Genomic DNA, 15,377 nt, shown 5'->3' on the forward strand with positions numbered 1-15,377 from the left:
CCAGACGCAGGGTGATGGTGCGTGCGCGCATGCGGTCCGGCGCGGACTGGCACGACGTCATCATCCATAACATGTCGTCGCGCGGGTTGCTCGCGACGTCGAAGGTCGATTGCCGGCCGGGTACCGTCATCGAGCTGCGCCGCATCCACCACATCATCGTCGGGCGTGTGGTGTGGGAAAAGGACCAGTATTTCGGGATCCGTACGCAGGACAAGCTGGACATCGACGCGATCGTCGAGGCCAAGCCGCCCGCGTTCAAGCCCGGCACCGCCGGCGCGGAGATGGGCGAGGATCGCCGGGGCGCGAACCGCCGGATCACCGCCGTGTCGGTCACCGAGCGCGAGGCGCGCAGCCGGCGGTTCTCGGCGGCGTTCCAGTTCGTCATACTGATCGGCGTCGCGGCGATCGCCGCGCTGTTCCTCGCGGAACGGATGGGTCAGGTGCTGTCCCGGCCGCTTGCCGCGGTCAGCGCGGAACTGGGTGGCGGCGCGTCCTGATCGGAAGCGGCGACGCCGGTCGCCCACCGCTTTGTTCTGGTGAGCGGCTTTGGGCCGCCGCTCCTGTCGTCACGCGTAGAGGACGATCGCCGCGCCGATGCGCGCGGGCGGAGGAGAGAGTGCTGCCCCCTGAACGTCCACGGGCCGCTCAAACAAAAAGGGCCGGGAAAGATCCCGGCCCTTCGTGTCTCATCGCAGTTGCGACCGGATCAGGCGCCCGCGACGTCCGCGGTGTCGACCTTGATACCCGCGCCCATCGTCGAGCTGACGGCGACCTTGCGGACATACTTGCCCTTGGCGCCCGACGGCTTGGCCTTGACCACCGCGTCGACCAGCGCGTCGAAGTTGCGGCGCAGATCTTCCTGGCTGAACGATGCCTTGCCGATGCCCGAATGGATGATGCCGGCCTTTTCGACGCGATATTCGACCTGACCGCCCTTGGCGGCCTTCACCGCTTCGGCGACGTTCATGGTGACGGTGCCGAGCTTCGGGTTCGGCATCAGGCCCTTGGGGCCGAGCACCTTACCCAGGCGACCCACGACGCCCATCATGTCCGGGGTCGCGATGCAGCGATCGAAGTCGATCGTGCCGCCCTGGATCGTCTCCATCAGGTCTTCCGCACCGACGACATCGGCGCCGGCGGCGCGCGCTTCGTCAGCCTTCGGACCGCGGGCGAAGACGCCGACGCGGACGGTCTTGCCGGTGCCGGCGGGCAGCGTGACGACGCCGCGGACCATCTGGTCCGCGTGACGCGGATCGACGCCGAGGTTCAGCGCAACCTCGATCGTCTCGTCGAACTTCGAGGTCGCGCCCGACTTCGCCAGCGCGATCGCCTCGTCGACGCCGTGCAGCTTCTCACGATCAATCGTGACGGCCTTCTGCTTCTTGCTGAGCTTCGCCATGATCTTAGCCCTCCACCACTTCGAGGCCCATCGCGCGGGCGGAGCCTTCGATGATCTTGGTCGCAGCCTCGATGTCGTTGGCGTTCAGGTCCTTCATCTTGATCTGCGCGATCTCGCTGAGCTTCGAGCGCGCGATCTTGCCCGCGGACACCTTGCCCGGCTCCTTCGAGCCCGACTTCAGGTTCGCAGCCTTCTTGATGAGGTAGGTCGCCGGCGCGGTCTTCGTCTCGAACGAGAACGAACGATCGGCATAGACGGTGATGACGGTGGGCAGCGGCGTGCCCTTCTCGACTTCGCCGGTCTGCGCGTTGAATGCCTTGCAGAATTCCATGATGTTGACGCCGCGCTGACCCAGCGCCGGGCCGATCGGCGGCGAGGGGTTGGCAGCGCCCGCGGGCACCTGCAGCTTGATATAGCCGGTAATCTTCTTTGCCATGTCACTCTCTATTCCGGGCCGGCGGACCGGCCCATTTCAAGTCGAGCGGTCGTGACGGGCGCATGGGTTGCCCCGACGCCCTGCCGCTTGGGTTTCCAGCTGATGCTTGGAAGCGCGGGCGCATAGCGGAAAGGATCGCGGCGGGCAAGGGCGCGAATGCGCAGGTCTCGACCAGATCGCCACATTCCGCGGCTTGCCGCCGATCCGGCTGCCCGTATGATCGTCCACGGGGAAAATCCAGGGGGTACGGATGGACTGGAAGGGGAAGGCCCGCGCGCTCGTCGTCGCGGCGGGGGGCGTGGCGGCAGGCGGGATCACGCCGGCGGGGGCGGATACGCCGACGCCGCCGGGTGCGCCGACGCTGGCACAGCGGTTCGGCGCGCGCGAGCGCGTGCGCGACATCAGCCTGTCGCCCGATGGCACGCATGTCGCGATCGTCGGATCCGGCGCGACGCGCGACACGATCACGATCATCGACCTGGCGACGGGCACGCCCAAGACGATGAACGCGACCATGCCCGGATCGGTGCAGCTGACCAATTGCGGCTTTTCCGCTGCGGACCGGCTGGTCTGTCGATACCGGGGCATCACCGATCTCTACACGCTCAAGGTCGCCTATACCCGCACGGTCGGCCTCGATACGGCGGGCGGCAACGTTCGCTATCTGGGGCGTCGCACCGGCATGGACGCGACGCGCGCCAGCCAGTTCGACGGCGAGGTGATCGACTGGCGCGACGGCGATGGATCGGTGTTGATGACGCACGATTACGTGCCGCAGGAATCGCCCGGATCGATCACCCGATCGGGCCGCGACGGATTGGGCGTCGACCTGGTCGACACGCGCACGGGCAAGTTCGTGACGGTGGAACAGCCCAACCAGATCGCGACCGACTATATCGCCGATGGCCTGGGCAACGTGCGTATCCGCGTCGTCGCGCCGCGGCACGTCGATGGGCTGCTGAAGGGGCAGACGGTGTACGCCTACCGGGCGAAGGGCGGCGGCGACTGGAAGGCATTCAGCACCTCCACCCCCGACAACAACGTGCTGGAGCCGATCGCGGTCGATGGCAGCGCGGACGTCGCCTATGCGGTGCGCGGGCTGGACGGACGGCGGGCGCTGTACCGCGTCGCGCTGGACGGCACGATGAAGGAGGAGCTGGTTTCCAGCAACCCCTCGGTCGACGTCGGCGCGCTGGTGCCGATCGGGCGGCGCGGGCGGATCATCGGCGCGACCTATGTCACCGATCGCCGCCATGTCGATTATTTCGACCCGGAATATCGCAAGCTCGCCGCCTCGCTCGCGCGCGCCCTGCCCAAGACGCCGCTGATCCAGTTCATGGGCGCATCGGGTGACGAGAGCCGCCTGCTCGTGTTCGCGAGCAGCGATGTCGATCCGGGTGTCTATTATACCTACGACAAGAAGACGCGGCATCTGGACGCGATCACGCTGGCGCGGCCGGAACTGGAAGGGTTGCCGCTCGCCGAGATGACGGCGATCACGTTCGAGGCGAAGGACGGAACCAAAATTCCCGCCTATCTGACGTTGCCGCCGGGCGGCGCGCGCAAGGGGCTACCGACGATCGTCATGCCGCATGGCGGACCCAGCTATCGCGACGAATGGGGATTCGACTGGCTCGTCCAGTATTTCGCGCAGGCCGGCTATGCGGTGCTGCAACCCAATTTCCGCGGATCGAGCGGCTATGGCGAGGCCTTCTTCGCCAACAATGGTTTTCGGTCGTGGCAGACCGCCATCGGCGACGTCACCGATGCGGGGCGCTGGCTGGTCAAGGAAGGGATCGCTGATCCGGCGAAGCTCGCGATCGTCGGCTGGTCCTACGGCGGCTATGCCGCGCTGCAGGCGAATGTCGTCGATCCCGACCTGTTCAAGGCAGCGATCGCGATCGCGCCGGTCACCGACCTTGCGATGACGAAGCGCGAGGCGGAGGGGTTCGAGAACGAGAAATTGGTCGCGGCGCAGGTCGGCTCCGGCCCCGCCATTGCGGCCGGGTCGCCCGCGCGTCACGCCGACCGCTTCAAGGCGCCCGTGCTGATGTTCCACGGCGACCAGGACATCAACGTCGGCGTCGACCAGTCGCGCACGATGGATCGGGCGCTGTCGCGTGCGGGCAAGCAGGCGCGGCTCGTCGTCTTCCCGAAGCTGGACCACCAGCTCGACGATGCGACCGTGCGCGCGCAGATGCTGTCGGACTCGGACGCCTTCCTGCGCAAGGCGATGAACATGTGACGCGGCGGGCGACGCGGACGGTTCAGGCCGCCCGCTTCGCCATCCATCCTTCGGCATGCGCAAAGGCGGGGGCGTCGTCGACGTCGATCCACGGCAGGTCGCTGCAATCGACGACGCGGGCGCGGCCCTTGGCGGCGAGAATCCGCACCCCTTCGGTCAGCGACGGGCTGTCGAGCGTCGCGAGCGCATCGAAGAAGGCGGGGCCGACCGCGAACACGCCGGTGTCGTAGCAGTCGTGCGGTGCCAGTTCCTTGCCGATCGCGACGATGCGGTCGCCCTGCGTCGCGACGCAGGTGACGTCGAGCGGATCGACCCACGGGTGGCCGAGCCGGCGATCGATGCCGAGGCTGAGCCCGTCGCCCGCGCCCGCCTCGGCCAGCCGGCGGTAATGCGCGGGGCGGACGAGATGGTCGCACATCGCCATCACCACGCCGTCCGCACCGATCCAGTCGCGCGCGGCCAGCGCGGAGACGCCGTTGGGCTGGTGCCAATCGGTCATCACCACCGCGACCGCGAGCGGCCAGGCGCGCTCGACCAGATGCGCGGCGATCGCATCCGCGCCATAGCCGAGCGAGACGACCGCGCGCGTCAGACCCGCCGCCGCCATGCCTTCCAGCGCATGGTCGATCAGCGCGCGCCCCGCGACCGGACACAGCGGCTTGTAGGGAGTGACGTCCCGGAGCCGGCTGCCGGCGCCGGCGGCGAGCAGCAGGCCCGTCGTGATCATCATGCGGCCTTGATGAACGCCTCGACCTCGGCATGCGCGATGTCGTCGGTCATCTGCGTGCGGGGGTGCTTGCAGAAATAGGCCGATGCCGGGTCGATCACGCCGGCGAGCCCGCGGTCGCGCGCGATCTTGGCGCAGCGGATCATGTCGATCGCGACGCCCGCGCTGTTGGGCGAATCCTCGACCGACAGGCGCAGCTCCAGGTTCATCGGCACGCCGCCGAACAGCTGGCCTTCCATGCGCAGGAAACAGACCTTGTTATCGTTCTGCCAGGGCACGTAATCCGACGGGCCGATGTGGACGTTGTCGTCCTCCAGCCGCTCCGCCGCGACCGACTGCACGGCTTCGGTTTTCGACACTTTCTTCGAGGCGAGGCGGCGGTGGTTCGCCATGTTCAGGAAGTCGGTGTTGCCGCCGGTGTTGAGCTGGTAGGTGCGGTCGAGCTTGACGCCGCGCTTGGCGAACAGGTCGGTCAGCACGCGGTGGACGATCGTCGCGCCCAGCTGCGCCTTGATGTCGTCGCCGATGATCGGCACGCCCGCCGCCTCGAACTTCGCGGCCCATTCGGGGTTCGATGCGATGAACACGGGGATGTTGTTGACGAAGGCGACGCCCGCCTCGAGCGCGCATTCGGCGTAGAATTCGGTCGCTTCCTGGCTGCCGACGGGCAAATAGTTCATCAGCACCTCCGCGCCCGAGCGCTTGAGCTCCGCGACGACGTCGGCCTTGCTCGGCTGCGTGTCGTTGGCGACGACGAACGTGCGCTCATCCTTGTAATCGCCCATATGGTCGGCGACGCCGTCCAGCACCGCGCCCATACGCACGATCGTACCCGTCGCGGTGACGTTGGGCGCGAAGACCGCGGTGCAATTGGGCTTGGCGAAGATCGCGTCCGCGACGTCCTTGCCCACTTTGCGCGCATCGACGTCCCAGGCGGCGACGACCTTGATGTCGCTCGGCTTGTAGCCGCCGACCTCCCAGTGCATCAGCCCGACAGTGTCGTTCGCGCCTTCGCGATAATGTTCGAGGCCTTGCACCAGCGAACTGGCGCAATTGCCGATGCCGATGATCGCGATGTTGATGGACGTCATGATTGACCCTGTTCACTGGAAAGGAAGGTGGGGGTGGCGGCGGCGCCGTGGACGAAGCTGCGTTCGACGCGCCGGTGGAGAAGCAGGCCCGCCGCGCAGATCAGGCTGAGCGGCACGATCTCGAACCACCAGAAGGCGGCCGGGCTGGCAGCGAGGCAGGCGAGGACGATCGCGAGCACGCGGACGTTGGCGGTCAGCAGCGCCTCCAGCCGCATCGCCGGGACGGCGCGAGCGGCATAGGCGGCGGCAAAAGCGGCGCGGTCGGGCGCGGCGGCGAAGCGGCGTTCGAACGGCATCGCCGCCCGATCGACTGCAAAGGCGACGGAATCATACAGGCGCACCAGCCACGGGCCCGAAGACACGGCCGGCGCGGCGAGCGGCTGCCCGCGAACGCGGCGGTGGAAGCGGGCGCGCTCGCCCTCATACAGGCTGGACTGGACGGCATGCGCCGCGCCCGCTGCGACCGCCAGCAGCCAGCCTTCGGGCGTGCCGACGGTGAAGGCGAGCGAAAGATAGATCAGCGTGAAGACGCCGTGGTCGCACAGGCCGTCGAGCATCCGGCCGAGCGCGCTGGCGGTGCCGGTCGCCCGTGCGATCATCCCGTCGAGCCCGTCGGCGATCAGCCAGGCGATCGCGAAGCCGAGGCCGACGAGTGCGGCGCCGGGACGATGCCATTGCGAAAAGGCGGCGGCGGCGACCCCGCCGCAGATCAGTCCGACGATCGAGACGCTGTTGGCCGACACCCGCCACGCCAGCGCGCGACCCAGCAACGCGTGTGCCGCCGGGTGGATCAGATAGAGGTTGGATGGGTCCTCGATCCGGCGATCGCGCGAGCCATCCCGCGGCGGGATTGTCATCGGATTGTCACTTTGCGCCCATCATCGGATCAGCGCAAGGACCTAACAGCGGTGCTGCCCTTTACGCATGTCGCCGATCGATCGTTCCGAGGATGCGGAGTATTCGCGTATATCCGTCACCTTCCTACAAGATGATGATGCCATCGATTCAACGTCGATAAATATTCGTCTTGGATGATATAAGTGACCCGGCAACGGATCGATGATGATGGATTGGGCGCACGGGCCGAGGGGTGTGTGATGCGATACATCAACATCCTTTTATACGCAGGCGACGCTGCGGTGCCGCCGGGATGCGTCAACATGGCAACGTACAACGAGGTCCGCGCCGTCGATACGAGGTCGGCGCAGCAGGCCGAGGTCGACGCCAAGCAGCGCGTCGTGCTGACCGTGTCGGGCACGACGCGGCTGAACGGTATCGAAAGTGCAGTGGTGCGCACGTGCGCGAAGCCGAGCCCCGACGCGCTGTCGGCAATCGCGCTGGGCGACGACGCGGGATCGTCGGCGGCGAAAAAGGCCAGCATCCAGGCAGCGTTCGCGCTTTCTGAGACGCCGAGCGACATCGGCCTGCGCACCCCATCCATCCAGCTGATGCACGATGCGATGTACCGATTATGCGAAGGCGTCGCGTCGGGAAGCCGACGAAATCGATTCTTTGACTTGAAGATGCCGCCTAGTTCTAAGCTCGAATTTTTTGACGATAATGAGAATTCTATGAATGCCGGCAGTGATCCGCCGCGTCCACGCGCCGGCGTCGTTAGCCTCCAGCCGGCACATTCCGGCGCAGCTCATCCAGCCACACCGCCGCCGTGCCATCGGAGGGTGCGCGCCAGTCGCCGCGCGGGCTGAGCGCACCGCCGGCCGACACCTTCGGGCCATTGGGCAAAGCGGAGCGCTTGAACTGGCTGGTCTGGAAGAAGCGGATCAAGAAGCGTTCCAGCCAGTGGCGGATGGTCGCCAGGTCATAGGCGGTGCGCGCGGCGGCCGGATAATCCTCCGGCCAGGCGCCCGCCGCCGCATCGCGCCATGCATGCCAGGCGAGGAATGCGATCTTCGACGGCGCGAGGCCGTGACGGACGACGTAATGCGCGAAGAAGTCGTTGAGCGCATAGGGGCCGATCATCTGCTCGGTCGATTGCAGCGCGCCGGTATCCGCATCGGCGGGCACCAGCTCGGGCGAAATCTCTTGCGCGAGGATGTCGACGAGCACGCGATTGGTGTCGGCGTCATACTGCCCCGTGCGGATGCACCAGCGGATCAGGAACTGGATCAGCGTCTTGGGCACGCCCGCGTTGACGGCATAATGGCTCATCTGGTCGCCGACGCCATAGGTGCACCAGCCGAGCGCAAGTTCGCTGAGGTCGCCGGTGCCGAGCACCAGCCCGCCGCGCTGGTTGGCGAGGCGGAAGAGGTAATCGGTGCGCAGCCCCGCCTGCACATTCTCGAACGTCACATCGTAGACGGGCTCGCCGCGGCCGAAGGGGTGGCCCATATCCTCCAGCATGCGCCGCGCGGCGGGGCGGATGTCGATCTCTTCCGCGCCGGTGCCGAGCGCGCGCATCAGCGCCCAGGCATTTCCCTTGGTCGTGTCGCCGGTCGCGAACCCCGGCAGCGTGAAGCCGAGGATATCGCTCCGCGGCCGGCCCAGCCGGTCCATCGCCTTGGCCGCGACGATCAGCGCATGCGTCGAATCGAGCCCGCCCGAAACGCCGATCACCAACGTCTTCGCGCGCGCCGCCTCGAGGCGCTTGGCCAGCGCAGAGACCTGGATATTGAACGCCTCGTAGCAATCGGCGTCGCGCCGCGCGGGATCGTTGGGCACGAAGGGAAAGCGGCGTATCCGGCGCTGCAGGCCGATGTCGGCGACGGGTGCGCGATGATCGAAGCCGATGCGGCGAAAGCGCGTTTCGGGATGGCCGGCGGCGATGGCGGCGTCGTTGAACGTGCCGTTGCGCAGCCGTTCCTGCGTCAGCCGTTCGAGATCGATGTCGGCGATCGTCAGGCCCGGCTCGGCGGCGAACCGATCCGACTGCGCGAGGCATTCGCCCAGTTCGTGGATCAGCCCCTGTCCATCCCAGGCAAGGTCGGTCGTGCTCTCTCCCGGCCCGGCGGCGGAATAGATGTAGGCGCACGATGCGCGCGCCGATTGCGCGGCGGCGAGCAGTTCGCGTTCGCGTGCCTTGCCGATGACGATGTTCGAGGCGGACAGGTTGCAGCAGACCAGCGCGCCTGCGAGCGCGCCCGCGGTGGAGGGCGGGGCCGGCGCCCAGTAATCCTCGCAGATTTCCGCATGCACGACGAAGCAGGGCAGGTCGTCGGCGGCGAAGATCAGGTCGGTGCCGAACGGCACGTCCACCTCGCCCAGCCGGATCGACAGGCCGGCCACGCCCATGCCGCTCGCGAACCAGCGCTTCTCGTAATATTCGCGGTAATTGGGCAGGAACGTCTTGGGGACGACGCCCAGAATGCGGCCGCGCGACACCGCGATCGCGCAATTGTACAGCCGGCCGTTCCTCTCCAGCGCCGCGCCGACGAGCAGCAGCGGGGCAAGCGCCGCGGTTTCGCGCGCGAAGGCGACCACCGCTTCCGCGCTCGCGCGCTGCTGCGCGCTCTGCAGATGCAGGTCGTCGAGCGCGTAGGAGGTGAGGTTGAGCTCCGGGAACACCACGAGGTCAACACCGCGTGCGTCCGCGTCCCGCGCCAGCGCGACCGCCGCCGCAACGTTCGCCGCGACATCGCCGACGCTGGCGCGCGGCGTCGCCGCGGCAACGCGGACCATGCCGTGGCGGTGGATCGAGGCGAAGGCGGCGAGATCGGTCATCGGGTTCCGGTGGTAGGGCGAGGGGGCTGGGGGATCAACTCGCCGCGTGGAGGTGCAGGTCCAGGGAGGGTGGGGCGTGACAATCCATTCGCAGTCATCATCCCCCGCTCAGCCGCCATGTCATCCCCGCGCAGGCGGGGATCCAGACGCGGGGACGGTGCTGAGGCCCGCGACGTCGGAGGTTCTGGATCCCCGCCTGCGCGGGGATGACGAGCTATTTGGGTCAGGGTGAGTCGGGGCCGGAGGTGCAGGACAGCTTTGGCGATGCTAGCGCAGCCGCCAAGGAGGCGCGGATGACGACGATCTACGGCATCAAGAATTGCGACACGATGAAGAAGGCGCGCGCGTGGCTCGATGCCCACGGCGTCGATTATGCCTTTCACGACTATAAGGTTGAGGACGTGACGGCGGATCGGGTGCGGGGCTGGGTCGATCGACTGGGATGGGAGGCGGTGCTCAACCGGGCCGGGACGACGTTTCGCAAGCTGCCGGAGGCGGACAGGGCGGGGCTGGATGCGGACAAGGCGGTGGCGCTCATGCTTGCGCAGCCGTCGATGATCAAACGACCGATGTTGGAGCATGGGGATACGCTGATCGCGGGGTTTCGGCCCGAGCGGTATGCGGCGGTGTTCGGGTGAGTTCCCCTCCCGCCCGCGGGAGGGGTTAGGGTGGGGCGGGCGCGGGGTGTGCGTCGTTCATGCTCTCCCCCAGCCCCTCCCGCGAGCGGGAGGGGAGCCTGTTGCGTTTGGGGTTTGGACGCTGCACGATCCTCGAAAATGGGGAAACCGCATGACCGTTACGCCTGCGCCGGGCTGGTTCCGGATCGTTGCTCTTGTGCTGCTCGTCTGGGGTGCGATCGGGTGTTTCGCCTGCGTCCAGCAATTCCGGCTCGGTGCGGAGGCGATGGGGCCGGCGGATGATTACCAGCGCGCGCTCTATGCGGCGTTGCCGAGCTGGTACAATGCTGTCTATGCGGTGGCGACGGGGACGGCGCTGCTGGGCGCCATCGCGCTGCTCGCACGGTCGGCGCTGGCGAGCCCGCTGTTTGCGATCTCGCTCGCCGCGGTGGTCGTCCAGTTCGGCTGGCTGTTCGCGACGACCGACATCATCGCCCATCGCGGCGCATTGACCGTGGTGCCGTTCCCGCTGGTGATCGCAGCGATCGCGGCGGGCAGTCTGTGGCTGGCGTGGCATGCCCGAGCGCGGGGCTGGATCGGCTGACGCTGCGCGCCTAGAAGCCTCGTCCATGTCCACGACCTACACGCTCGACACCGCGACCAGCCGCGCGACGCCGACGCCCGTGCCGCTCAAGCGGTTGACGGTGCCCGCGATCCTGCATCGCAAGGGCGGCGATCCCGAAAAGGGCGGGCCGCTGGTGATGCTGACCGCCTATACCGCGCGCACCGCGCAGCTGCTCGATCCGCATTGCGACATGCTGCTCGTCGGCGACAGCCTGGGCCAGGTGATCTACGGCCTGCCCTCCACGGTGCCCGTGACGCTGGAGATGATGGCGGCGCATGGCGCGGCGGTGGTGCGGGGCAGTTATCATGCGCTGGTCGTCATCGACATGCCGTTCGGCAGCTACGAAGCTTCGCCCGAACAGGCCTTCGCCAGCGCCGCGCGGCTGCTGAAGGAGACGGGCGCGGCGGCGGTCAAGCTGGAAGGCGGCGCGGCGATGGCATCCACCGTGCGCTTCCTGTCGGAGCGCGGCATTCCGGTGTGCGGCCATGTCGGCCTGACGCCACAGGCGGTCAATGCGCTCGGCGGCTATGGCGCGCGCGGGCGTAGCGAGGCGGAGGCCGCGAAAATCGTCGCCGACGGCAAGGCGATCGCCGAGGCGGGCGCATTCGCACTGGTGATCGAGGGCGTGATGGAGCCGATCGCGATCGCGCTGACCGAGGGCGTCGCCTGTCCGACGATCGGCATCGGCGCGTCGGCGCGCTGCGACGGGCAGGTGCTCGTTGCCGAGGACATGCTCGGGATGTTCGAACGCACCGCCAAGTTCGTGAAACGCTACGACGACATCGCCGGCCGCATTTCCGCCGCAGCCGAAGCCTATGCCGGCGAGGTGCGTGCGCGGACCTTTCCGGGCGCGGAGCAGGTGTATCAGCCCAAGGAGTGAATGCGCCGCGCGTCATCGCGCCGGCCAGTCTTTCGTTTCGTTGCCGGCGCGGCTACAAGTCGGCGCTTTCCCGTTCCTGCCTGACCGGAGCCCGTCTTGGCCCTGACCCCCAATACCAACGAAGCGTTTCTGCGCGAGGTCGACGACGAGCTGCGTCGCGATCAATTGCTCACCTTCTGGGAACGCTACGGCCGCGCGCTGATCGGAGCGATCGTCGTCGCCCTCGCGCTTTTCGGCGGCTACCTATACTGGCAGCATCGCAAGACGGTGGCCGCGGGCGTCGAGGGCGAAAAGCTGCAGACCGCGTACGATTCGCTCGCCACCGACCAGCCTGCGAAGGCCGCACCGGTGCTGGCGGAGATCGCCAAGTCGGGTGGCCCGGGCTATGGCGCGCTCGCCCGCTTCACGCAGGGCGACATCCAGCTTCAGAAGAACGACCTGAAGGGCGCCGCCGCCACCTTTGCCGCGATCGCTGCGGATACCACGGTGGCGCAGCCGTTCCGCGACCTCGCGCTCGTCCGCCAGACCAGTGCGGAGTTCGACACGCTGAAGCCGCAGGTGGTGATCGAGCGGCTGCGTCCGCTCGCCGTCGCCGGCAATCCGTGGTTCGGCAGCGCGGGCGAGATGGTCGCCATTTCGTATCTGAACAGTGCCCGCCGCGACCTTGCCGCGACGCTGTTCGGCCAGATCGCCAAGGACGACACGGTTCCCGAAACGCTGCGTCAACGCGCGGTTCAGATGGCCGCCGTATTGGGGTCCGATGCGGCTGCAGCCCCCGCCCCCGAACCTGCCAACGTGCGCATCGTCAAGCCCGCGACCATGAAGGAAGCTCAAGCGAAATGACACCTAAGTATCGGGCGTCCGTCGCGCTCGCGGCGCTGATGGCGCTGTCCGCCTGCGGCATCTTCAAGGGCGGCGGGCCGAAGCGGACGCCGACCGTCGGCCAGCGCGTGCCGATCCTGTCGTCGGAAAACGCGATCGAGGCCGATCGTTCGATCGCCGACATCCAGGTGCTGTTGCCCGCCGCCGCGGCCAACGCCGATTGGCCGCAGCCGGGTGGCAATGCCGCGCATTCGATGGGGCAGCTGGCCCTCGCCGACAGCCCGTCGCGCGTGTGGCAGGCGGCGATCGACGGCGGATCGAACCGCGAACGGCTCGCCGCGTCGCCCGTCGTCGCCGACGGCAAATTGTTCGTGGACGACGTCAGCGCCACCGTCCACGCGTTCAACGCGCAGACCGGCGAATCGCTGTGGAAGACCAGCCTGACCGAGGGCAAGGTCAACCGCGCCGCGCGCTTCGGCGGCGGCGTCAGCTTCGATTCGGGCAAGGTCTATGCGACCGACGGCCTGGGCGACGTGGTCGCGCTCAATGCGGCGGACGGCAAGGAAGTATGGCGCAGCAAGCCGGGCGGCCCGCTGCGCGGCGCGCCGACCGTCGCCAACGGCTCGGTCTATGTGCTGAGCCAGGACAACCAGATTTTCGCGCTGAGCGATGCCGACGGCAAGGTCCAGTGGGTCCAGTCGGGTACGCTGGAAAGCCAGGGCGTGTTCGGCGTCGCAGCGCCCGCGTCGAGCCAGGGCACGGTCGTTGCGGGTTTCTCCAGCGGCGAACTCAACGCCTATCGGTACGAGAACGGCCGCGTGCTGTGGGGCGACGCGCTGTCGCGCACGTCGATCACCACGTCGGTGTCCAGCCTGTCCGACGTCGATGCCGATCCGGTGATCGACAATGGCCGCGTCTACGCGGTCGGGCAGGGCGGGCGCATGGTCGCGCTCGACCTCGCCACCGGCCAGCGTCTGTGGGAGCAGAATTTCGCCGGCATCTCGACACCGTGGGTGGCGGGCGAATGGCTGTTCGTCGTCACCGACGATGCGCGCCTGATCTGCCTGGCGCGTTCGAACGGCAAGGCGCGCTGGATCGCCCAGCTTCAGCGGTTCAAGAACACCAAGAAGAACAAGGGGCCGCAGGTCACCTGGTTCGGACCGGTGCTGGCAGGCAACAAGCTGGTGCTGACCAATTCGCTGGGCGACGTCGTCTTCGCCAGTCCGACCGACGGCAGTGTCACGGGCCAGGTCGATGGCAAGGAGCCGTATGCGCTGCCGCCGATCGTCGTGAACAACACGCTGTACACGCTCAACCAGAAGGGCCGCATCACCGCCTATCGGTGACGCGCGCCGCGCGCGAGGGGTGACGGCGCCGCGCCGCTGGGGTAGGGGGCTCGGTTTGAACGCCGGCCCCCGGCCCGTCCCGTGCGACGGAGCGGGGGTGGTTGCGCCCTAGGACCCTCGTCATGTCTCGTCTTCCTCACGTCGCGATCGTTGGCCGACCCAATGTCGGCAAGTCGACGCTGTTCAATCGCCTGGTCGGCAAGAAGCTGGCGCTGGTCGATGATCGGCCCGGCGTGACGCGCGACCGGCGCGAGGGGGACGCGCATCTGCTCGGCCTCGACTTCCGCGTCATCGACACCGCCGGCTATGAAGACGAGGACCCGCAGACGTTGCCCGGCCGCATGCGCCGCCAGACGGAGGCGGCGGTCGCCGACGCCGACGTCGCGCTGTTCGTGATCGATGCGCGCGCCGGCATCGTGCCCCTCGACGAGGAAATCGCCCGCTGGCTGCGCGGGTCGACGACGCCGATCGTGCTCGTCGCCAACAAGGCGGAAGGCCGCGCGGGCGAGGTCGGTATCCTCGAATCGCTGGCGCTGGGCTTCGGCGATCCGGTGCAGCTGTCGGCGGAACATGGCGAGGGCATCGCCGACCTGTTCGAAGCGGTGCTGCCGCATCTTGAGCGTGACGAGAAGGATACGTTCGAGGAAGAGGAGGACGAATCGCCCTCAGCCCCGCTCAAGCTCGCGATCGTGGGGCGGCCCAACGCCGGCAAGTCGACGCTCATCAACCGCATCCTCGGCGAAGAGCGCCTGATCACCGGCCCGGAAGCGGGGATCACGCGCGATTCGATCGCGATCGACTGGACGTGGCACGACCGTGACGGCAATCCGCGGCAGGTGCGGCTGATCGACACCGCCGGCATGCGCAAGCGTGCCAAGGTGCAGGACAAGCTGGAGAAACTGTCGGTCGCCGACGCGTTGCGCGCGGTCGATTTCGCCGAGGTCGTCGTGCTGCTGCTCGATGCGGCGCTGGGGCTGGAGGCGCAGGACCTGCGCATCGCCGACCGCGTGCTGGAGGAAGGGCGCGCGCTGGTCATCGCGCTCAACAAATGGGACGTCGCCGAAAACGCCTCGTCGCTGTTCAACGGCGTCAAGAAGGCGCTGGAGGATGGCCTGAGCCAGGTGAAGGGCGTGACTTTGCTCACCGTGTCGGCGGCGACGGGCAAGGGGCTGGACGTGATGATCCAGGCCGCGTTCGAAACGCGCGAGGCCTGGTCGAAGCGTGTGCCGACGGGCGAGCTCAACCGCTGGTTCGAACGCGCGATCGAGGCGAACCCGCCCCCCGCGCCGGGCGGCAAGCGGATCAAGATGCGCTATGTCACGCAGGTGAAGACGCGGCCGCCCAGCTTTGTCATCTTCGGTACCCGCGTCGATCAGTTGCCGGCGAGTTACGAGCGCTATCTGGTCAATTCGATGCGCAAGGAGCTGGGATTCGGGGCCGTTCCGGTCCGATTGACCCTGCGGGCGCCCAAGAACCCGTTCGACCGCAAGGAATAGCGGCGCGCGGCAACC

At 67.8% G+C, this 15,377-nt stretch carries 15 protein-coding genes; 9 read left to right on the forward strand and 6 right to left on the reverse strand.

All coding sequences use genetic code 11. The features are described 5' to 3' along the window. Positions 1-14 precede the first annotated feature (14 nt). Entirely contained in the window at positions 15-497 is a 483-nt protein-coding gene (locus DM480_RS12960) for a hypothetical protein (protein WP_115379643.1), read from the forward strand. 209 nt (positions 498-706) lie between these two features. Here the strand turns inward: DM480_RS12960 and rplA are convergent, their stop codons facing one another. Continuing rightward, entirely contained in the window at positions 707-1,399 is a 693-nt protein-coding gene (gene rplA, locus DM480_RS12965) for a 50S ribosomal protein L1 (protein ID WP_115379645.1), read from the reverse strand. A 4-nt stretch (positions 1,400-1,403) separates the two neighbouring features. After that, on the reverse strand, positions 1,404-1,835 hold the full coding sequence (rplK, locus tag DM480_RS12970) for a 50S ribosomal protein L11 (protein WP_115379647.1): 432 nt from the start codon (positions 1,833-1,835) through the stop codon (positions 1,404-1,406). Between the two features lie 250 nt (positions 1,836-2,085). Here rplK and DM480_RS12975 point away from each other — a divergent pair, with 250 nt between their 5' ends. After that, complete coding sequence (locus DM480_RS12975; protein ID WP_198665831.1) at positions 2,086-4,080, forward strand: alpha/beta hydrolase family protein; 1,995 nt, start codon at positions 2,086-2,088, stop codon at positions 4,078-4,080. A 22-nt stretch (positions 4,081-4,102) separates the two neighbouring features. Here the strand turns inward: DM480_RS12975 and DM480_RS12980 are convergent, their stop codons facing one another. From DM480_RS12980 to DM480_RS12990, 3 genes are read right to left on the reverse strand one after another with little or no spacing between them, the layout of a single operon-like run. Then, entirely contained in the window at positions 4,103-4,810 is a 708-nt protein-coding gene (locus tag DM480_RS12980) for a phosphocholine cytidylyltransferase family protein (protein ID WP_232833998.1), read from the reverse strand. After that, positions 4,807-5,898, reverse strand: coding sequence for an inositol-3-phosphate synthase (locus tag DM480_RS12985; protein ID WP_115379649.1), 1,092 nt, complete (start codon positions 5,896-5,898; stop codon positions 4,807-4,809). The genes DM480_RS12980 and DM480_RS12985 overlap by 4 nt, the downstream gene beginning before the upstream one ends. Then, positions 5,895-6,755: a CDP-alcohol phosphatidyltransferase family protein gene (locus DM480_RS12990; protein ID WP_115379651.1), complete on the reverse strand. Its 861-nt coding sequence runs from the start codon at positions 6,753-6,755 to the stop codon at positions 5,895-5,897. Before DM480_RS12990 ends, DM480_RS12985 begins: the two co-directional genes overlap by 4 nt. Before the next feature lie 240 nt (positions 6,756-6,995). Here DM480_RS12990 and DM480_RS12995 point away from each other — a divergent pair, with 240 nt between their 5' ends. Then, the gene (locus DM480_RS12995; protein WP_115379653.1) at positions 6,996-7,604 is read left to right on the forward strand and encodes a hypothetical protein; all 609 of its coding nucleotides are present in this window, start codon (positions 6,996-6,998) and stop codon (positions 7,602-7,604) included. On the opposite strand, the gene DM480_RS13000 is transcribed toward DM480_RS12995, so the two are convergent. Next, positions 7,513-9,576 (reverse strand): NAD(+) synthase, encoded by a 2,064-nt coding sequence (locus DM480_RS13000; protein ID WP_115379655.1) that lies wholly within the window; start codon positions 9,574-9,576, stop codon positions 7,513-7,515. The genes DM480_RS12995 and DM480_RS13000 overlap by 92 nt on opposite strands. Positions 9,577-9,869: 293 nt before the next feature. Between DM480_RS13000 and DM480_RS13005 the strand changes: the two genes are divergently transcribed. From DM480_RS13005 to der, 6 genes are all read left to right on the forward strand, one after another. Continuing rightward, positions 9,870-10,214 (forward strand): ArsC family reductase, encoded by a 345-nt coding sequence (locus DM480_RS13005; RefSeq protein WP_115381313.1) that lies wholly within the window; start codon positions 9,870-9,872, stop codon positions 10,212-10,214. A 151-nt stretch (positions 10,215-10,365) separates the two neighbouring features. After that, a complete protein-coding gene (locus DM480_RS13010; protein ID WP_115379657.1) occupies positions 10,366-10,797 on the forward strand; it encodes a hypothetical protein in 432 nt (143 codons plus the stop codon). Positions 10,798-10,822: 25 nt separating this feature from the next. After that, positions 10,823-11,698, forward strand: a complete 876-nt coding sequence (gene panB, locus DM480_RS13015) for a 3-methyl-2-oxobutanoate hydroxymethyltransferase (protein ID WP_115379659.1) — start codon at positions 10,823-10,825, stop codon at positions 11,696-11,698. Positions 11,699-11,794: 96 nt separating this feature from the next. Then, complete coding sequence (locus tag DM480_RS13020) at positions 11,795-12,541, forward strand: tetratricopeptide repeat protein (protein WP_115379661.1); 747 nt, start codon at positions 11,795-11,797, stop codon at positions 12,539-12,541. Next, entirely contained in the window at positions 12,538-13,866 is a 1,329-nt protein-coding gene (locus DM480_RS13025) for an outer membrane protein assembly factor BamB family protein (RefSeq protein WP_115379663.1), read from the forward strand. Before DM480_RS13020 ends, DM480_RS13025 begins: the two co-directional genes overlap by 4 nt. 122 nt (positions 13,867-13,988) lie before the next feature. Next, positions 13,989-15,362, forward strand: a complete 1,374-nt coding sequence (gene der, locus DM480_RS13030; RefSeq protein WP_115379665.1) for a ribosome biogenesis GTPase Der — start codon at positions 13,989-13,991, stop codon at positions 15,360-15,362. Positions 15,363-15,377 lie beyond the last annotated feature (15 nt).

The sequence above is a fragment of the Sphingomonas sp. FARSPH genome (genome assembly GCF_003355005.1).
GTDB lineage: Bacteria > Pseudomonadota > Alphaproteobacteria > Sphingomonadales > Sphingomonadaceae > Sphingomonas.